The organism is Rhizobium hidalgonense, from assembly GCF_002914525.1.
Classification (GTDB): Bacteria; Pseudomonadota; Alphaproteobacteria; order Rhizobiales; family Rhizobiaceae; genus Rhizobium; species Rhizobium hidalgonense.
The window spans coordinates 61,842-80,096 of the sequence record NZ_LODW01000058.1 but is presented as its reverse complement, the minus strand read 5'-3'; the positions used below and the strand labels follow the sequence as shown (position 1 = coordinate 80,096).

Sequence of the window (18,255 nt, the reverse complement as noted above, 5' to 3'; positions counted from 1 at the left end):
ATCCGGGTCCTGACACGACGCTTGGCAAGGTACGGATATCATTGAAACCTTTTCGAGTCAGGCTCTAAGGTCCCCTCTTGAGCAGGCAGAAGGCGTGCGGCTAGTCCTTCAACAAAAAGGACCCAATCCGATGCCGAGCGAGGCTGCCGCTCGCCATCCTGAAGTTCCCTGAACACTCAGTGCAGAGGTGCTGAGATAAGTCGCAACCAGTAAAGTTGCCCGCCATTATCGGGAAGCCTGCTTTACCCTTGCGCAGGATGCGAGCTGGGCAGGGATTGAAATTTCGCTTTGAAAGCGGGAGCCAGGCTCATCTCCATCACCGTTTCCGCCTTCGGCTCCCCAGCAGCGCGTGCAGCCATGATTGAAGGGTGTTACGAACGCCATGGCTGCGGACTTTATCGCCGCATAACACCGCTCGTGCGGCGCCTTTTGTCACTCGGACGGCACGACTACGCTTCCGTTGTCCGCCCCAGCCTTCTGAAAATCCCCTAGACTGCCAAACCCTCCCGAATGCATGATCTCCGGATATATTCGGAAGCTCTTGTCGTTTAAGTTACCGCTGTAGCGGTTGCGCGCGAACTGCACGTATCCGGGCCCGTGGCCGGGAGCGTTGACATGGGCGACAACGCCGCTGTCACTGTCAACCGACACAACATTCTCCTCGATGCGGTTGGGGCGTGCCCATGACGGACGCCACCCCCTGCCGGTGCCGTCATCAACACGAAAAGCCGCACCTGACCCGTGGGTGATGACGTTTCCCGTCACCAGGTTGCTCCAACCGCCGTTGATACCGATCGCCGCGACATTGCCCGAGAGCGTATTTCCCTCGATACGCACCCCGCTCGCCTTCCCATCCGTATAGATCGCCCAGCTGATCGGGGACGGCCATTCGCTGGTATTCTCATATCCGGGAGGCCAGAACGTCCCATCGGTCCTGTTCATCAGATGACCGGTCCCGGTCACCAAATTGGAGCGGATGGTGCTGTTCAGAGGGTCGGCCTGCTCGCCCATCATCTTGATGGCGCCGCCATCCGCCGTCTGCTGATTGGCGTTATGGATCACGTTGTGCTCGATGACGGCGTTATAGACGGCGTCATTGGAACCCCATATCGAACCGCCGGCGATTCCGAATTGCGCCGTGTTTTCGATCAGATTGTCGGCAATCCTGACATTGTCGGCCGCTTGGAACCATATTCCGGCGGTTTCTATGTAAACTTTTCCGATGTCGTGGATATGGTTTGCAAGAATCCTGGCGCCGTTCGACTTGCCGAACGTGCCATAATTCGTGCCCACGTAAATCCCGTTGCCAGCCACTTCCGAAATCACATTGCCGGCGATCAGCGCATCTTTGCTTTCCGTCACATGGACCCCGACGCCGACATTTTCGATTCTGTTGCCGACAATCTTGACGCCGTCAGCGTGTTCGATCCGTATGGCGCCAAATCCTCTGGTTTCCGTATAAAACTTGCCGCTGCCTTGAGGAGCGCCATCTCTAAACTCGAGCCCAGATACGACCATTCCACTGGCCCCATCCAGCTTGAAGAATGTCGGCAGAATGCCAGCAATGATAACGGAATTAGGCAACGACGGATCGACGGGGATATAGTGAAGCTGGCCTGCGGCAAGGTCGTACCACCACTCTCCCGGAGCATCTAGCAAGGCCTCGGCCCCGGCAAGGAAATAGCGGCTGCCTTCTGCGGTAAAGAAATAGCCTGTGCCTTTGGTATGGACCGTCCGGCCGGCGTCATCAATTGATACAACTGGGAGGGTATCATTGCCCCACTGGCTGCCGGGTTGATACCCTCCAACAATGTTCACGATCAGTCCGCTTGTATCACCCACTGCCGGCAGATCGCCGGCATGGAAACAAAAGCGCGTGTTACCTTCCCACATGTCGATAGCAGGCTCGCACTTGGCGGCAAACAACCATCCCTTGCGGGGATCGCCATCAGCGGGAGCGTTGGGAAATCGAGCCCTGGTTTGGCGTATACCATTGACGAAAAGGTCTCCGAGCCCTTCAGCTGGCGGCAATTTCAGCGGCGCCGTCCAGCGGCCATCGGCCTGCTGAGCCCAGTTGCCCACGCGCGGCCCCCCATGCAAAATCGGCGTGTCATTGCATCTTGCCGTGAGGATTAAGCCCGTATCGCGGCCGTCAAAGACGATCGGCTGAGTAAGGTAGTAATCACCTTTACTCAGCGCGATCGTGTTGGTGCCGCCCTTCGCACGGGCAGCATCACGCGCTCTTTCAATGCTGGCGAAAGGGCCGTCGCCGGCCTGCTGATTTGCTGTGGGATGGAGGCCACTCCACGTGTCTTTGCCATCCGGAGAAACGTAAAATATCGTCCGCCCCCCGCTGCTGCCGCTCAATACCCCGCTTAAAGAAGTCCCATTCAACTGGGCTGGCAAGGTCGCGGAAGCTTCCGCGCAAGTCGCCTCCCTGACGAGCGTCTGCAGGCGCTCTGGCGCTTCTATCTCTGTCTCAACGGGAGCCGGATTGCTGAATTGCGGAAAGAGCATGACAGGCAGAATGCTCAGGATCAGTCCAAAACGCCGTCTCATGATATCTGCAACCCGCTCGTAAGGTCATGCGACGGCGCCTGCAAAGGTGGCGAACGCTTCATCGAAACGACGGGCGCGTACAGCGAAAACATGATGATGGCTGCGGCAAACAAGATGAAGATAGCGTCATTCTGAACGAAAAAAATACTCTCGGTCAGATTCATCACCAGAATCATGATCGTCAGGACATTGAGCCAGAGCCACCCGTACTGCGGATCATGACATTGGAGGCTTGCGCCCTGGCGGATCGCCTGGGGAAGCATCAGACTAAACGGAACCATTCCCATGACCCCAAAGCTCAACAAGATATCGCGGTATCCATTATGCGCGTGGGGCGCCGCCCATCCGAGCATCAACCAGATGTGCGTCGCTTCGGGGTTCGTGACTGTCCAGAAAGCCTGGTAGCCATAACCAAGCATCCATCGATCGGATATTTTGCGGTCAACCAGCTCCCACAATGGCACCCGACCCGTCAAAGTCGCGTCCTTGCCGAGCGCTTCAAGAGCCGGGACCAGGAATTCGTGAAGCGATATCAAAATGCCGAGAGACAGCTGAATGAAAAGCAGGACGATGACGACGCGGCCGATGCTGCTGCTTCTTTGCAAGAGGGTATAAAAGCCGATCAGGCAATAGGCCACTGACGTTGCAATGATCGCGGTCATCGACCCGGAGCTTGCAAGGCAGATGAGAGCCGCGGCCAACAAGGTGAAGGCGGTGCGCCGCAGGCCGAGCGTCCCGTCGATCAGCACGGCCGTCGCCACCAAGATCGTCAGAGACGCGTACCAGCCCAGGACGTTCTTGTGAATGAAGACGCCCCGCATAGCACCATCCGGCATCGTGGCGAGGCTTGGCGACACCACGGAGATAACTACACTGAAAACAATACAGGTGCCCAGAGTTGCAAATAACAGGAACAACAGCTGCCTAGGCGTGAAACGTATCGCCAGAACATAGGAAAGAAGCAGGCAAAACAAAAGGCCGATTGCGCGCCGCAAGCTCGTTGTCGGATCTATTGACCACAGCGTAGACAGAAATGGTGCGGCGACGATCAGGGGAACAATAAAATTTCGCTTTATTGCCAGTATAAACTGCGGAAAATGTCGTACTAGAATAACAATTGTAAATAAATATACCGGAAAGCAAGGAACGCGCAGTATGGATCTGGCAGAATCGCTGAGCGCCCCGTCGGCATCTGCAAGGAAAAGAGGCAGAACGGCGCCTGCCTGAACAAAAAGGGATATCCCGGCACCCCAGCATTCTATAGCCCGCCAACTGATGGTTGGTCCGCTGGCACTTGTGAGGCTATCTACTCTCATTATCCGTCCCGACTGAATTGAACAGACAAGCGACCGTTGATCGCGGCACATCAAAAACAAGTGTCGGCCTTTCCGGCTGCGATACTCTCAAGCAATCATTCAGCCACATCCTCAGTCAACCTCTCCTAGGGAGGTGCGGGCTAAGCCCAATGCACCCTGGCTCCACCCAAAGACGATGTTGCGCCTAAACTATAAGCCGGTATTTACCCAAAAGACGGGTCTTCATCTCCGCCAATTGCCCTTAAGAGCAGATGTTGCGCGTGTCCGTTCACCGCTACCGTGCCGATGAATGTCTTGTGATGCGTGGTGGGTAAACCGCGGTTCCACTGGAATGGGGCAACAATTCTGACAGAGGCTATCTCTGCAGTCGAAGCCTGGAAGGTTAGGATTTCTATGTTTCTGCGTCATAATCCTAGTTCTCTGTGCAACACAACGGGCGCTCACCTCGCTGTGGCATCGTCAGCGGCGATCTCATCGTCTCCGCGCGATATGCTGTCCGGCCGAGGTATTTTGGATATCGCCATCACCGGCGCTGCAAACCGCGAAGGCTGCGTAAAGATCGAGCTCTTAAGCAACTTTGCGCTGCACAGTGCATCGCGGCAACCCGCCTAAGAGCGCGTCATGCAGCGGCCAGCCCTCAGTGTCCTCATCAATAATTACAACTACGCTCGCTTCGTTGGGCGGGCGATAGACAGCGTTCTGAGCCAAGACGCACGCAACGTCGAGATCATCGTCGTCGATGACGGCTCTACCGACCAATCGCGGTCTGTTCTGGAGGCGTATGACGGCCGCGTGAAGGTGATCTTTCAGGAGAATGCAGGACAGGCCGCTGCGATCAATACCGCTGTGGGATCAAGCAAGGGCGAGATCCTCTGTTTTCTGGATGCCGACGACTGGTGGGCGCCGGGCAAGCTGTCGGCGACCTCTGCAGCATTCCGCGCAAACCCTCAAGCATCGCTCGTCTATCACCGACTGCAGCCGACGCTTGTCGATGGCACGCCGACGTCCAAGCCGATCCCCCGAAGCCTGTGTTCGGGCGCTTTGTCGCCGCTGCTGACCAGATCGGCCGGTTGGTGGCCTTTTCCGATGACATCGGCCGTCGCGGTGCGACGTAGCGCATGGGATGCTGCGGGCCGCATTCCCGAACAGTTCCGCATATCGGCCGACGCCTGGCTCGTGGGGATTTATCCGTTTCTGGGGGACGTCATTGCCATGCCGGATCCGCTTGGATTCTATCGCATCCACAACAACAACTGGTATCGCCCGACCGAGGATGCCGCCACGCTCAGGAGGCGGATGACGCACTGGCAGCATACCGTTGAAGCAACGAACCAGTTTCTCTCAGCCCATGAACTGCCGGCAAGACTCCGCCTGACGGATCACTATCCCTATCGCATTGCGTCGGCAAAGCTGCAGGGAGCCGATGCACGCAGCCGGCTCAAGCTCGCCGTTGAAGGCCTGTTCTTCGCCGGCGAACCGAACCTGCTCCGCCGGACGCGCGATAGTTTGCGTGCGGCGCGCGGCCTGACACGGCTCGCCCTCGACGCCCGCTTGTCGGAGGCATCGAAATGAAGGCGCTGCTGTTGGTTTCCGAATTGGAAGACTATACCATCTCCTTCGCCAGCGGCGTTGCACAACACTTGGACGTTGTGCTTGCCGTGCCGCGCCGGCGCTACGCGCATCTCGCCTCTTCCATCGATCCGGCTGTCGACCTGCACCTTCTGGACTGGCCGAGACACCGTTCTCTCTCCAATCCCTGGTTTCTGTACCAGCTTACGCGTCTGATCCGGCGGGAGCAGCCGAATCTCATTCACCTCCTCAGCAATTCTACACTTTGGCTGAACCTCGCCGTGCCCTTCTGGCGCCCGATCCCGCTCGTGACAACCGTTCATGATGTGGAAATCCATCCCGGCGATTCCGATACGCGTACGCTGCCCGTCTGGGCTCCCGAATTGATGGTGAAGCAATCCGGACATCTTGTCGTCCACGGCGAGGGACTGAAGCAGCTGATTCTCGATCGATACGCGAAACCCGCCGATCACGTCCATGTCCTGTCGCATCCTTCCATCCTTCGTTATGCGGAACTCGCCCGGCGACAGAAGATGGCGCCTCGCGATGCCCATGGAACTACGCGCGTCCTGCTCTTCGGACGGATTTTTGCCTATAAGGGCCTGGAACATCTGGTCAGGGCCGAGGCGATGCTCAAGGATGTTCTTCCCAACCTGCGCATCACGGTCGCAGGCCGTGGCGACGATCCGGCGATATTCCAGCCGCTTATGGGCGATCCCGGCCGCTACGATATTCGCAATCGCTTTATCGAAGATGCAGAGGTCGCCCAGCTTTTCCTGGACACCGACATCGTCGTGCTTCCCTACACGGAAGCATCGCAAAGCGGAGTGCTCAACCTTGCCGCCGCGTTTGGCAAACCAATCATCGTTACGGATGTCGGCGAGTTGCGGAGCACCGTTGAGCCCAACGGGTTGGGATTGGTGGTCCCTCCAGGTGATGCCACGGAGCTTGCGGCCGCGATCAGGACGTTAGCGGACAACGGCGTGCTTAGAAATCGCTACGGAGACAGGGCGCTCAAATGGGCCATAGGACCGAATTCGCCTGAACGGGTCGGCGCCCAGGCTGCGGCGGTCTATCGGGAGGTGGTCGGATCATGCTGACGGAGGCCCTCACGGAAACAAATCGAATGGGTGCACGGACCGCGGCTAGCGTCCGCCATTATGTTCCTGGCGGCTGCGAGAACGGCGGCGGCATTGGCAGGCTGGTCGGCTATATAACGGAGACAGCGAAAGAGACCGGCACAAAACATTTCGTCACCGATACCAGAGGGGCTCGATGGTCCAGGCTGACGTCGCCCGCCCGCCTGCTCGGCGCCATCCTGACGATGGCGAAGGATCGGATTGTTGCACCCGAGCGCATTCACCATATCCATATCGCCGGCCGCGGCAGCACGTCGCGAAAACTGATCCTGACGGAGGCTGCCCGCTTGTTCGGGTGCTGCCACATATTGCACTTACACGACTACGATTACGCCGGCGACTTTGCGCAACGCTCGCCCCGTCAAAAGCGACTTATTCGTCGGATGTTTCAGAACGCCGATTGCGTTGTGGCCCTGGGCCAGCGCGACCGCATGACGCTGACGGCACTTCTTGGCGTTGACGAGGCTCGCACGCTCGTGGCCCATAATTGCGTCCCCGATCCTGGGGCGCACGATATTCGCGTCGGCCAGACACCATTGATCGTATTCCTTGGCCGGTTGAGCGAACGCAAGGGTGTCACGGACCTTCTGTTGGCCCTCAGCCACCCCGTCATGAAAGACCACCAGTGGCGGGCTGTATTGGCAGGCGACGGACCGGTCGAGGATTATCGCCGTCAGGCTGACGCCATGGCGCTTTCCAATCTGGTAGAGATGCCCGGCTGGCTCGACGCCGCTGAGGCGCGAGCCCTGTGTGCGCGTGCAGATATCCTGGTCTTGCCTTCGCACGCGGAAGGTCTGGCAATGGCGGTGCTCGAAGGGCTGTCCCACGGGCTCGCGGTCGTTACCACGCGTGTTGGGGCACATGACGAAGTCATTACCGACGGTGAGACTGGGATATTCGTGCCCGTCGGAGATCCGAATGTCCTGGCCGCAGCCCTGGCGAAGCTGGTGTCGGATCCAGAAATCTGCATCCGCCTCGCCGTCCAGGGGCGCGCGCATTATCTCAACCATTTCAGCATGAGGGCTTATATGCGGTCGCTCGAGAAACTTTACGAAACCGTTTCCGCGAAACCTCAAGCCATGGTTGGCGCACGATGACGATTTCTACTCTTCCGCCGGACCGCAACCTTCCGATCTCGCCGATGCGCTATGATCCTCGCTATCAGGTAGAGACCAAGGCGGACCGCTTCGATTTGGCATCTGCCATCGGTCTCATCCGGCGAAGAATGATCATGATCATTGCGATAACCGTGCTGCTGATGGTGCCCGCGGCGAATATGATCTCAGGGTTGAAGCCCACCTATCAGGCCTGGGCCCGATTGATTGTCCACCAGCCTCTCGCGACCGCACTTGGTGCGGACGATACCAGCCGTGGTGATCTGCTTGACGTGAAGTCGGAGACTGAGCGGCTTCTTTCCAGAAGCATCGCAGAGCGAGTCGTCCGCGAAATGCGACTTAACGCGCTGCCGGAATTCAATCCGGCGCTGCGGAAAATCTCGTTCATTGAGAGAATCAGGGCAAAGTTGCGCGGCTTGTTCGACACGAAAAAATCCGTTTTGCCGGGGGGAGACGGCATCGAAGCTACCATCCCGGTATTTTATCAAGCGCTCGGCGTCTGGCATGAAGATAAGAGTGAGGTTATCCAGATCAGCTTCACTGCGACTGATGCTGAACTCGCAGCCGCAGTTCCGAACCGGGTCGTCAGCATTTACCTCGATGAGCGGAAGGACAGCGTCCGTGGCCGCCTCGATGCAGCGGCAGAATGGATCCGACAGCGCATCACCGAACAGCAGGTTCGCTCGGATACTGCTCGCGACGCTGCCCGCAACTACCAAGAATCGATGGACATCGTCTCGAAAGAGGACGCTCAAGATGAACGTATAAAAACGCTCCTGGAAGTCACTGGCCGCCAAGGGAAAATCGAGGAAAGCCGGATGGAGGTAAAGGCGACGATATCCATGCTGGCAGCGACGGATAACGCTTCGGTCGCAGTGCAGAATATAGTCTTGCCAGACAGTATTGCCACCAAGCAGCGCGATCTCCACGCACAGGAGCAAGATCTCGCCCGTCTTCTTCAGACATATGACGGCAATGCCGAGGCCGTGGTGGATTTACGCGAGAAGATCCAACAATCCCGTATCGATCTCGACCTTGCGAACAAGCAATATCTCCAAACAATGCGCGCCAAGCTCGTCGCGCTCGATCATGAAGCCAACGCAGTGCAATCCATCTTGGCTGTCGCTCAGGAGAAACGCACACGCGATGCCCTGGCGCAGACGGAACTGACGCGCCTGCAGCGTATTGCCGAAAAGGAGCAAGCGGAACTCGACAAGCTTGAGGACCAGCGCCGTGACCTTGCCGCCAAGGCCAAGCTGCCGGGGGCGGAATTGGAGGTTTTCTCACCGGCTGCAGTGCCGCTGGTATCACAGGGACGTGGACGGCTTTTCTATCTGGTGGGCTCTCTCCTGGCTGCAATCTCGGCCGCCATAACGGCTGCTTTCGTGATCGAAATGTGGGACCGGACCGTCCGGAGTTTCGACCAAATCGCTCGAATACCACGCACGATACCGGCTGGACTCATCCCGCGTCTGGCGCGGAGGGAAAATTCGAAAACGATGTTCGAACATATGCCGGTCCCGATGTTCGACGAAGCAATTCGTACCGTGGTACTTTCACTCAAACAGTCCAGTGGCGGCAAGTTGCCGAACAGTATCGTCGTTACGTCGGCTCACAGCGGAGATGGAAAGTCACTTGTCGCGAGATCGCTGGCTATTGAGCTTGCCGCAGCAGCAATTCCGGTGCTCCTGGTTGACGCCGATTTTCGCCGGGGTAAGCTCGATTCGTTTTTCCGGTCGGAACTAACGCACGGATTGAGCGATTTCCTGAACGGGCAGGCGGATATCCGCGACATCGTCTACCGCCATCCAAGCGGTATCCACTTCATTCCATCGGGCAAATCCCGTCTCCAGCGGCGCACCCGTTCTAACGGCATGGCAGAAATCATCGAGATGGCAGGCGCGGCCGGCCATATTGTCATCTTCGATAGCGCGCCTGTGCTCGTCTCGACAGATACTGTGCATTTGACTGCCCTGACGGAAAGGACACTGGCAGTTGTCAGATGGGGAAGGACGAGCCTCCGCGCGTTCGAATTCGGCCTCCAGCAAATGAAAAGCTCGCGAAACTCGGAAATCCTTGTCGCGATCAACAACGTAAATCCCAAAACTCACGCATTGTATAACTTCAGCGACTCGGAGCTTTTTTCGAAATCTCTGATGAAATACTACGATCAAAAGCCTGAATACAACACGCTTAATGGTAATCGCTCAATTCTTGAGATTGTCCGAACCATGAAGCATCACTTTCTGCATTGGTATTCGAGTTAGAGGGCAATCATGGATACGGGAATGAGAGAGAACCGAAAAGTTGCGCTGATTACGGGCATAACAGGTCAGGACGGTGCGTATCTGGCCGAATTGCTCTTGGAGAAAGGCTATATTGTTCACGGCCTCAAGCGGCGTTCGTCGTCCTTCAACACCAGCCGCATCGAGCATCTCTACGAGGATCCTCACATCGAGAATCCGCGCTTTATCCTGCATTTCGGGGACATGACGGATTCAACTAACCTCATCCGCGTCGTTCAGGAAACGCAACCGGACGAGATCTATAATCTCGCCGCACAAAGCCACGTTCAAGTCTCTTTCGAGACCCCGGAATATACGGCGAACGCCGATGGCACCGGCACCCTTCGGCTGCTTGAAGCCATTCGCCTCCTGGGGCTGACGAAGAAGACCCGCTTCTACCAAGCGTCCACCTCGGAACTCTATGGCAAAGTCCAGGAAGTTCCGCAGAGCGAAACGACGCCGTTCTACCCTCGGTCACCCTATGCGGCGGCCAAGCTCTATGCCTATTGGATCGTGGTCAATTATCGCGAGGCATATGGCATGCACGCTTCGAACGGCATCTTGTTCAATCATGAAAGCCCGATCCGAGGCGAAACGTTCGTGACCCGCAAGATCACCCGGGCGGCGGCGGCTATCCATCTTGGACTGCAGGAAAGGCTCTATCTCGGTAATCTGGATGCCAAGCGCGACTGGGGACATGCACGCGAATATGTCCGCGGCATGTGGCTGATGCTGCAACAAGACGAACCGGAGGATTATGTGCTTGCGACCGGCGAAACGCATTCGGTTCGTTCCTTTGTCGACAAGGCCTTTGCCAAGGTGGGCATGCCGATCGATTGGCGTGGCCAGGGGGTCGAGGAAAAGGGGTACGACAAGACATCCGGCCGATGTGTGGTGGAGATCGATCCGGCTTACTTCCGTCCGACTGAAGTCGATCTTCTGATCGGCGATCCGACGAAGGCGCACACGAAGCTTGGCTGGAAACATGAGACCAATCTTGATCAGCTGGTGGCCGAGATGGTTCGCGAGGATCTGAAAGTCATGGCACGAAATGTTCCATCGGTCGGTGTCACCAAGGGTTTTGCTTATGCCTGAGGTGATCTACAGCCTTGCCGGAAAAAGGGTCTATGTCGCGGGCCACCGCGGCATGGTGGGTTCTGCGATCGTGCGGCGTCTCGCTTCGGAGGGCTGCGAGATTTTGACCGCCCCCCGCGCCGAGGTCGATCTCAGACGTCAGGAGAAGGTGGAAGCCTGGATGAGCAAGTATCGTCCCGATGCTGTCTTCCTGGCGGCTGCGAGGGTCGGCGGCATTCTCGCCAACGCTACCTATCCGGCCGACTTCCTCTACGACAATTTGGTTCTTCAAGCCAATGTCATCCACGCCGCCCATAAAGCTGACGTCGAAAAGCTGATGTTTCTCGGCTCGTCCTGCATCTATCCGAAATTCGCCGATCAGCCGATCGTCGAGGACGCACTTCTGACTGGATCGCTTGAGCCGACGAATGAATGGTATGCGATCGCCAAGATCGCCGGCTTAAAGCTCTGCGCTGCCTATCGCAAACAGCACGGCAAGGATTTCATCTCGGCCATGCCGACCAACCTCTATGGTCCAGGCGACAATTTCGACCTCGACTCGAGCCACGTCATGCCGGCGCTCATCCGCAAGGCGCATGAGGCGAAGATCAATCGGCAGCGAGAGATATGTATCTGGGGTACCGGCACGCCGCGGCGCGAATTCCTTCATGTCGACGATTGCGCCGACGCCTGCCTCCATCTCATGAAGACCTATTCCGCCGAAAGTCATGTGAACATCGGTTCCGGCGAAGACATCGCCATCCTCGAATTGGCACACCTCGTTTCCAAGGTCGTGGGTTTCGAAGGCAAGATCACGCACGACCCCACCAAGCCAGACGGCACCCCGCGCAAGCTCTTGAGTGTCGACAAGCTTCGCACGCTCGGTTGGTCTCCCAGGATAGGCCTGAAGGAAGGTATCGCAGGCGCCTACCGATCCTTCCTTGATGGGCATTATCTCGAACGCAGCAACAGGGCGATATCCGGCGACTTGACCGGTCAAAGCGACATCAGCTTTGAGAGAGCCAAGACATCGACGCTGTCCGCGCCGACGCTCCCGACAGTCGCGCATCATCCCTCGCGCATGGCGAATTTGGGCGAGGGATAAAAACAGTTTGTCCGGGGGGACGCATATGTTGGGATGGAGCAGATAGTGGGGCCAGTCGAAATCAGGATTGCGGCGCTCATTTTCCTGATCGTGGTGTGGGCGGTGATTATCGGTGCGGCAATGGATTTTTCCGCAGTCGAGATACCGATATCGCTTGTCGCTCTATTGCACAGATAGTCCACGTCGAATGGCCCGGGGACTAGGGTTCAGCTTTTTGAAGCGCCAGCACAGATGCCTTCCGTGCAAGAGTGTGTTGAAACCTGTATGAATGACTTGAACGCTCTGCGGCCGTCGCACCGCGGCAATCGATGGCGACCTTAGGATTCAACATGAACGCCGAGGCGATAATTTTCGAGCCAAGTGACTGGGTTCCGAACAATCAGCGTCTTCCTGTGTTGCTTTACAGGGGACTTTCTGCCGATGGTGGAGCAGCTGATTTCAAGAGTCGCTTCGCAGCCAATGGTTGGACAGGCATCTGGATAAACGGTGTCTTCGATTATCAGCACTACCATTCCGGCGCCCATGAGGTGCTTGGGATTGCTGTTGGTAGCGCCACCCTGCTGATCGGCGGTCCCAGCGGTCAAGCACTGAAGGTGGCGGCGGGAGACTGTTTGGTGCTTCCGGCCGGGACGGGGCACCAGAATCTCGGTTGCACCTCGGACTTCCAGGTGGTTGGTGCTTATCCTAAAGGGCAGCATGCCGACATCCAGACTTCGGCTGCTTCGAGCGAAATGCTGGCGAAAATCTCGTCTGTGCCCCTACCCCACAGCGATCCCGTTCAGGGTCCGTCGGGATTACTTACCGAGAAATGGCGGTCGTCATTTGCGTAACCGGACCGATTTCGCGGCTGCGTTCGATAGACCCGACCACTGACCTCGCAGTGCAGCGTATCAGAGACCTCGGACGGCGGTTACCCGTTTCGACCTCTATAGAGTGCCAGCAACTGACGAATGTCAGGGGCAAGGTGCTGATGGCGCTTGGGGACGCGTTCAAGCAAGCAGGCGTGTCCATACCGTTCCCGCACGGAAATCATCATGAAGACGCCTGTTGAGATCAAGCAATTGCGCGAGGACTAACCGCGTTTGGCTCCATCATCGTCAGCCGTCAACGCTACGGGAACTCGGGAACCTAAGCGCGGGCGCTTTGTGCGCATCGAGCTTTAGATCGAGCTCTCGTTCAATACTCAAAACGGTGGACCGTTACCAACCTTGGATCCGAAGGATGTCGAAGCGCAAGCAGCCGGCATCTGCTCGGGTTATGAGGCAAGGCAAGCGGGAGCTCTTTTACGCGAAGCGGATCGCTGTTCTCGCGCGCGCCTTTGCGGCAACTTCCTCTCGATCACGAGGAGGTTGGGAGGTCTCAAGCGAACCGAGCAGCTCTTGGGCGCATTTGGCGATTGACATAACCGCCTGCTCAAACGCTGCCTCATTGCGTTTCGACGGCTTAGTGGTTCCGCTCAACTTGCGCACGAATTGAAGCGCGGCGTCATGAATCTCCTCGCCCGTCGCTGGCGGATCAAAATTGAAAAGGGGTTTGATATTTCTGCACATGACTTGCTCCCCGTTCGTCTCCTCTCTCCTACCGAGAGGAGGAATGACTTCACATAAAGTAGTCGCGTGAGCGTGATTTACAAATGGACCGTTTCGGCTCGGTCCCGCCATCTGTATCGGTACGGCCGGAAACTCGGTCCCGTGCGACTTCGAGAGGGAACGAAATCCAGACGACTTGGTTAGGCACTTGGAAAGCGGCGCCTCATTCCGGGAACCGTACCATGTGTGGCGAAGGAGCATGTTGTGAATGTTCTCAGTTTCAGCAGAGCCAGAAACAGTCGGGACGATCCTGATGCCGGCTTCGTGGCCACGGACGTCGATGACCGCCGGCTCTACAGGTTTGCCCTGCAGTATGATATGGACGGCAAGAGCTGGGCGACCGAGATCTGGGCCTATTCTTCCAAAGATGCCGAAGACCGCGTGGCTGCGATGCGCCGATCGCTGACGATGTGCGGCCAGCTTTACGGCGAGGTGGAAGCTTAAGTTCTTCGACGCCGTACATCGGGCGATACTCCTTCGACGTGCCGGTGTCGCTGAGCGACGGAACATTTCTTAAAACCGAGGTTGACGGACGACTGACGAGGCGAAACATTGTGAAAAGCCCTGACGGGCGCCACGCCATTATTCGGAGCCATCCTGCTCGATTCATGGGCGGTGATTGGCTCGACAGAGAAGGATGATGCCGGCGACGCGCACAGACCGGCTATGGCGCAATAATGGACTGAGAGGCGACCCTCGCGGTGATTGGATCGCTACAGCCGCGTTCGGCGCGTTAACTGCGCTCCACGAATTTATTGAAACGGCTCGTCTTCCCGTCCTTGGTCTTGTCCTGGTAAAGGAAAGCCAGCTTGTTCTCGTCGAAGATCCTGAAGAATTCGTCCCAGCCGATCTCGTCGAATTCCTCTTCCTTTTCACCGAAATCGATGCGCAGCACGCCGCCGCCTTTACCGCCGGCGCGGATCACCGCCGGCTTACCGTCCCTTTTTTCCGCCCATTTCTGGATCACCTTATGATCCGTCGTCGTCTCGGAGCTGCTCATTGAAACCTCCATCTTTGTTTGTATCGGCGGAAGGTCGTCTGCAGCGACATCGTCACAGCAGCGGTTGTCGTTGCTTCCAGTTGCGATAGGGCGCGAGCAGTTCGCCGGGATAGCGCCGCTCGATCTCACTTTCGGTCAAAGCAATCCGGGGAAAGATCTCTTCTGCCGCGTCGTCTCCAGCAGCTTCGCTTGCTCTTTCCAGCTCGCTCATGGTCGCAAACACTTCGTCGTCAGTCATCGCCTCAAGGCGTGAGGCAAGGTCTTCGACCGGTTCGGTAGTGAGTGGGTTCGTGGACACTGACACCTCATGGGAACGGTATTTCCCGTTTGCATATGCCTGTCGAACTTCGCTCTTCACACTAAGTTCCCCACATGGACCGAGCAACGCGTGGAATTGACGGACCCTCCGTTGCTTTGCATTCTTCTGCCCGGCCCAGAAGCTCGCCCCAAGGTGCAACCGGCGACAGTGGAGCCGATCCATGGATATGACACGCATCCGAGATCGCATGGTGGAGCATCAGCTGACGCGCCGGGGCATTGGCGATCGAAGCGTCATCAAGGCGATGCGCACGGTGCCTCGCGAAAAATTCGTCGCGCCGGGCTTCGAGGAATACGCCTATGACGACGCGCCGCTGTCGATCGGTGAGGGCCAGACGATTTCGCAGCCGTTCATTGTGGCTCTGATGCTCGAAAAGGCCGATCTGAAAGCCGGCGACAAAGTGCTCGAGGTCGGAACGGGGTCAGGCTACGCTTCAGCCTTGATGAGCCGGATCGCAAGGCAGATCTATTCCATCGAGCGCCATGAAAGGCTGGCGCTTCAGGCCAGGGAACGGTTCGAGACGCTCGGATATCACAATATTGATGTTCGTGTGGGCGACGGCAGCAAGGGCTGGCCGGAAGCCGCCCCATTCGACGCCATTGTCGTTTCTGCGGCAGCACCCGAGGTGCCCTCCGCCTTGAAGGAGCAGCTGGACATTGGAGGGCGGCTCATCATTCCGGTCGGCCGCAGTCAAGAGCAGCGCCTGAAACGCGTCATGCGCACCGGCCCCGCCGCGTTCGAGGAAGACGATCTCGGCGGGGTGGTCTTCGTTCCCCTGATCGGTGAAGACGCCTGGACTGCCGCACATCCGATGTACACGGCGACGACGCCATCGCCTGGAACTTTTGCGTCCGGCCCAGCTTCTCTGCCAAATGCACAGGAAAAGGGCATGGAAACAACAGACAAATTGCCTGCGCTGCCCGAAGGCGTGCTCGATCATACCGAGTTCCAGCAACGGTTCTGGGCGGTTCAACGTCTTTCCTGGATTATGTTCACCCTTCTTCTGGCGACCTGCTTGCTGGGTTTACTTGGAAGAGGCGGCCCGTTTTCACGGCAAACATTGCTGTTATCGGATGGGTCCGTGGACTTTCCCATCATCTCCCGGTGGAATGCTCCCGAGGATATGACGGTGAACTTCACGGCGTCATCCGAAGACAGGGTCTTCACAGTCGATGCCGCCTTTCTTCAAACTTTCTCGGTTCAGGGCATCGATCCGCCCCAGAAGGCGACCTTCGCGCGCGAGGGCCGGATAGGCTACGTGTTCCCGGCCGATCCGACGGGGCCGACGCAGATCGTGTTCCGTCTGCAAACGCAACTCGCCGGCGCTCGTCGCGCCTCCATCGGCCTGGGTGGAGAGGTCCGTAGCCAATCCACTTTCATCTTTCCATGAGGGCGGCACGGTGGATGCAGTATTCCGCGGACTGGCAATTTATTTCACGCTGCTCGTGATCATCCGCTTGTCGGGGCGACGGACATTGGCCCAGATGACGCCATTCGACCTGGTCATCGTGCTGGTTATCTCCGAAACAACGCAGCAGGCGATGCTGGGCGACGACTTCTCGATTACCAACGCCGTTATCTTGATCCTGACGCTGTTTACCACCGACATCGGCCTCTCCTACGTGAAGAGGTGGTGGCCTCGCGCTGCTCATATTATCGATGGGGTTCCGACCATCCTGGTGACTGATGGCGTCTACGACGAAGGCGCGCTCAAAGGAGCCCGCCTGCAGAAGGAAGATGTCATGCAAGCGGCTCGAAGCCAGGAGGGCATCGAGAGCGTGACAGAGATAAAATTTGCCATCCTCGAAGTGAGCGGCAACATCAGCATCATCAAGAAGCAGACATCCGGCTGAAACAAAAAGGGGAACCCTCAGCCTGTCCACGCCTCGTTATCGCCTCGCTCGCCCTCGCGTTTGGCGTCCCGGCCTTTGCACAATCCGCGGCCGAAAAGACCGGTGTCAATTCTCTGATCGGCGTCCCGCGAAAAACCGAGGATTTCGTCAAGGAGGCAGCCACCAGCGATATGTTTGAAATTGCCTCCAGCAAGCTTGCCGTCGAGCGCGGCGACGATGCGACCAAGGCGTTCGCCCAGCAAATGGTCACCGACCACCAGAAGACCACCGACGAACTCGAGGCACTGGTTTCGGCGGCAAGGTCAAAGCCACGCTTCCGAGCGCTATGACGTCCGATCAGCAGAGCATGCTCGACAAGCTGAACGGCCTGCAGGGGGACGACTTCAACAAGCAATATCACTCAGACCAGGACCTGCCCACGAAGACGCGATCGATCTGTTCAAGCGCTATGGCGACTTGCTCTGGAACATCACCTCGAGATGGCCAAAGAACTCAACAAATAAGCTGGGAAGGCGGAGGCAACGTCTCGGGTATCCCGACGATCCGGGCGGCCGATCTGCCTCAGAAGGACAGGTCGAGTGCCCTGCCCTCGAACAGACGGTCGCGGGAGCCTTCGAGATGCGCCTTCATCAGCCTTTGCGCGTCGTCGGCCCGCCCGTCCGCGATCGCCTTGTAGATGGCGTTATGCTCTTCGTAGACCTGTTCCAGCCCCTGGCGCGGGCCGAGCAGGGAGAGGCCGTGGAGATGCATGCCGACGGCGATATGGGCTTTCAGCGCATCGATCGAAGCGGTGTAATAATGGTTGTTGGCAGCCTCCGTCACCGCGCGGTGGAAGATGAAATCGGCATCTGTGCGGTGAAGCTGATGGCTGGTCGCCTCGCGCAGATCGGCAAGGGCGCTGGCAATCTTCTGGATCGCCTGCTCGTTGCGCCGCTTGGCGGCAAAATAGGCGGCGGCCGGCTCGATCGTCAGGCGGAATTCGTAGCAGCGCTGAATGTCGGCGATGGTCTTAACAGGCGAATAGGCAAGCTGCGTCGTCGGCGATCCATGGGCGCTGACGAAGGTGCCGGCGCCTTGGCGGGCATAGACCATGCCCCGATCGCGCAGGCGGGCGAGCGCGTCGCGGATGATCGGCCTGGAAACACCTAGCATCGAGGCAAGTTCATGTTCGCCGGGCAGGCGCGAATCCGGCGGATAGTTCCCGCCGCGGATACGCTCGAGCAAGTGGTCGAAGACGCGGTCGACCAGCTTGACGGCTTTGCCGCGTTCGGGCTTGCCCGGCGGGCCGGCATCCGCGTTCAAAGAATCGCCATTCACTTCAACCACGTCATT

16 protein-coding genes and 2 pseudogenes are annotated in these 18,255 nt (G+C 57.8%); 12 read left to right on the top strand and 6 right to left on the bottom strand.

The window, feature by feature from the left end; all coding sequences use genetic code 11:
• Nucleotides 1-432: 432 nt before the first annotated feature.
• Both ATY29_RS17405 and ATY29_RS17400 read right to left on the bottom strand, forming a co-directional pair.
• Nucleotides 433-2,559, bottom strand: coding sequence for a right-handed parallel beta-helix repeat-containing protein (locus tag ATY29_RS17405; protein WP_097537054.1), 2,127 nt, complete (start codon nucleotides 2,557-2,559; stop codon nucleotides 433-435).
• Nucleotides 2,556-3,875: an O-antigen ligase family protein gene (locus tag ATY29_RS17400; protein WP_097537058.1), complete on the bottom strand. Its 1,320-nt coding sequence runs from the start codon at nucleotides 3,873-3,875 to the stop codon at nucleotides 2,556-2,558. The genes ATY29_RS17405 and ATY29_RS17400 overlap by 4 nt, the downstream gene beginning before the upstream one ends.
• A gap of 621 nt (nucleotides 3,876-4,496) precedes the next feature.
• Between ATY29_RS17400 and ATY29_RS17390 the strand changes: the two genes are divergently transcribed.
• The 8 genes and pseudogenes from ATY29_RS17390 to ATY29_RS37740 all read left to right on the top strand — a co-directional run.
• Nucleotides 4,497-5,447 carry a glycosyltransferase family 2 protein gene (locus tag ATY29_RS17390; protein ID WP_097537052.1) on the top strand — a complete coding sequence of 317 codons (951 nt, stop codon included), beginning with the start codon at nucleotides 4,497-4,499 and terminating at the stop codon, nucleotides 5,445-5,447.
• Nucleotides 5,444-6,544: a glycosyltransferase family 4 protein gene (locus ATY29_RS17385; RefSeq protein WP_097537051.1), complete on the top strand. Its 1,101-nt coding sequence runs from the start codon at nucleotides 5,444-5,446 to the stop codon at nucleotides 6,542-6,544. The genes ATY29_RS17390 and ATY29_RS17385 overlap by 4 nt, the downstream gene beginning before the upstream one ends.
• The gene (locus ATY29_RS17380; RefSeq protein WP_097537050.1) at nucleotides 6,538-7,680 is read left to right on the top strand and encodes a glycosyltransferase family 4 protein; all 1,143 of its coding nucleotides are present in this window, start codon (nucleotides 6,538-6,540) and stop codon (nucleotides 7,678-7,680) included. Before ATY29_RS17385 ends, ATY29_RS17380 begins: the two co-directional genes overlap by 7 nt.
• Nucleotides 7,677-9,965, top strand: a complete 2,289-nt coding sequence (locus ATY29_RS17375) for a GumC family protein (protein WP_097537049.1) — start codon at nucleotides 7,677-7,679, stop codon at nucleotides 9,963-9,965. The genes ATY29_RS17380 and ATY29_RS17375 overlap by 4 nt, the downstream gene beginning before the upstream one ends.
• Before the next feature lie 9 nt (nucleotides 9,966-9,974).
• Nucleotides 9,975-11,078: a GDP-mannose 4,6-dehydratase gene (gene gmd / locus ATY29_RS17370; RefSeq protein ID WP_097537048.1), complete on the top strand. Its 1,104-nt coding sequence runs from the start codon at nucleotides 9,975-9,977 to the stop codon at nucleotides 11,076-11,078.
• The gene (gene fcl / locus ATY29_RS17365) at nucleotides 11,071-12,162 is read left to right on the top strand and encodes a GDP-L-fucose synthase (protein WP_097537047.1); all 1,092 of its coding nucleotides are present in this window, start codon (nucleotides 11,071-11,073) and stop codon (nucleotides 12,160-12,162) included. Before gmd ends, fcl begins: the two co-directional genes overlap by 8 nt.
• A gap of 329 nt (nucleotides 12,163-12,491) precedes the next feature.
• Nucleotides 12,492-12,992 carry a cupin gene (locus ATY29_RS17360; protein ID WP_097537057.1) on the top strand — a complete coding sequence of 167 codons (501 nt, stop codon included), beginning with the start codon at nucleotides 12,492-12,494 and terminating at the stop codon, nucleotides 12,990-12,992.
• A gap of 113 nt (nucleotides 12,993-13,105) precedes the next feature.
• A pseudogene (locus tag ATY29_RS37740) lies at nucleotides 13,106-13,238 on the top strand (mechanosensitive ion channel family protein); the annotation flags it as partial.
• A gap of 207 nt (nucleotides 13,239-13,445) precedes the next feature.
• Here ATY29_RS37740 and ATY29_RS17350 read toward each other — a convergent pair.
• Nucleotides 13,446-13,712, bottom strand: coding sequence for a DUF2277 domain-containing protein (locus tag ATY29_RS17350; protein WP_097537046.1), 267 nt, complete (start codon nucleotides 13,710-13,712; stop codon nucleotides 13,446-13,448).
• A gap of 243 nt (nucleotides 13,713-13,955) precedes the next feature.
• Between ATY29_RS17350 and ATY29_RS17345 the strand changes: the two genes are divergently transcribed.
• The gene (locus ATY29_RS17345; protein ID WP_097537056.1) at nucleotides 13,956-14,195 is read left to right on the top strand and encodes a hypothetical protein; all 240 of its coding nucleotides are present in this window, start codon (nucleotides 13,956-13,958) and stop codon (nucleotides 14,193-14,195) included.
• Nucleotides 14,196-14,484: 289 nt separating this feature from the next.
• Here the strand turns inward: ATY29_RS17345 and ATY29_RS17340 are convergent, their stop codons facing one another.
• Together ATY29_RS17340 and ATY29_RS17335 are read right to left on the bottom strand one after the other, a co-directional pair.
• On the bottom strand, nucleotides 14,485-14,751 hold the full coding sequence (locus ATY29_RS17340; protein WP_097537045.1) for a hypothetical protein: 267 nt from the start codon (nucleotides 14,749-14,751) through the stop codon (nucleotides 14,485-14,487).
• 52 nt (nucleotides 14,752-14,803) lie between these two features.
• Complete coding sequence (locus tag ATY29_RS17335; RefSeq protein ID WP_097537044.1) at nucleotides 14,804-15,049, bottom strand: hypothetical protein; 246 nt, start codon at nucleotides 15,047-15,049, stop codon at nucleotides 14,804-14,806.
• Nucleotides 15,050-15,230: 181 nt separating this feature from the next.
• On the opposite strand from ATY29_RS17335, the gene ATY29_RS17330 reads away from it, so the two are divergent.
• From ATY29_RS17330 to ATY29_RS17320, 3 genes and pseudogenes are all read left to right on the top strand, one after another.
• Nucleotides 15,231-16,460: a protein-L-isoaspartate(D-aspartate) O-methyltransferase gene (locus ATY29_RS17330; RefSeq protein WP_097537043.1), complete on the top strand. Its 1,230-nt coding sequence runs from the start codon at nucleotides 15,231-15,233 to the stop codon at nucleotides 16,458-16,460.
• A gap of 10 nt (nucleotides 16,461-16,470) precedes the next feature.
• Nucleotides 16,471-16,923, top strand: a complete 453-nt coding sequence (locus tag ATY29_RS17325) for a DUF421 domain-containing protein (protein WP_003571761.1) — start codon at nucleotides 16,471-16,473, stop codon at nucleotides 16,921-16,923.
• Nucleotides 16,920-17,426 (top strand): annotated as a pseudogene (locus tag ATY29_RS17320) (DUF4142 domain-containing protein). The gene ATY29_RS17325 and the pseudogene ATY29_RS17320 overlap by 4 nt, the downstream one beginning before the upstream one ends.
• A gap of 58 nt (nucleotides 17,427-17,484) precedes the next feature.
• Here ATY29_RS17320 and ATY29_RS17315 read toward each other — a convergent pair.
• A complete protein-coding gene (locus ATY29_RS17315; RefSeq protein ID WP_097537042.1) occupies nucleotides 17,485-18,249 on the bottom strand; it encodes a FadR/GntR family transcriptional regulator in 765 nt (254 codons plus the stop codon).
• Nucleotides 18,250-18,255 lie beyond the last annotated feature (6 nt).

Excerpts from the sequence above, each read along its gene's own strand:
- ATY29_RS17405 (WP_097537054.1), bottom strand. The coding sequence starts at position 2,559 with ATGAGACGGCGTTTTGGACTGATCCTGAGCATTCTGCCTGTCATGCTC.
- ATY29_RS17400 (WP_097537058.1), bottom strand. The coding sequence starts at position 3,875 with ATGAGAGTAGATAGCCTCACAAGTGCCAGCGGACCAACCATCAGTTGG.
- ATY29_RS17375 (WP_097537049.1), top strand. The coding sequence starts at position 7,677 with ATGACGATTTCTACTCTTCCGCCGGACCGCAACCTTCCGATCTCGCCG.
- ATY29_RS17385 (WP_097537051.1), top strand. The coding sequence starts at position 5,444 with ATGAAGGCGCTGCTGTTGGTTTCCGAATTGGAAGACTATACCATCTCC.
- ATY29_RS17390 (WP_097537052.1), top strand. The coding sequence starts at position 4,497 with ATGCAGCGGCCAGCCCTCAGTGTCCTCATCAATAATTACAACTACGCT.
- ATY29_RS17340 (WP_097537045.1), bottom strand. The coding sequence starts at position 14,751 with ATGAGCAGCTCCGAGACGACGACGGATCATAAGGTGATCCAGAAATGG.
- ATY29_RS17350 (WP_097537046.1), bottom strand. The coding sequence starts at position 13,712 with ATGTGCAGAAATATCAAACCCCTTTTCAATTTTGATCCGCCAGCGACG.
- ATY29_RS17330 (WP_097537043.1), top strand. The coding sequence starts at position 15,231 with ATGGATATGACACGCATCCGAGATCGCATGGTGGAGCATCAGCTGACG.
- fcl (WP_097537047.1), top strand. The coding sequence starts at position 11,071 with ATGCCTGAGGTGATCTACAGCCTTGCCGGAAAAAGGGTCTATGTCGCG.
- gmd (WP_097537048.1), top strand. The coding sequence starts at position 9,975 with ATGGATACGGGAATGAGAGAGAACCGAAAAGTTGCGCTGATTACGGGC.
- ATY29_RS17360 (WP_097537057.1), top strand. The coding sequence starts at position 12,492 with ATGAACGCCGAGGCGATAATTTTCGAGCCAAGTGACTGGGTTCCGAAC.
- ATY29_RS17380 (WP_097537050.1), top strand. The coding sequence starts at position 6,538 with ATGCTGACGGAGGCCCTCACGGAAACAAATCGAATGGGTGCACGGACC.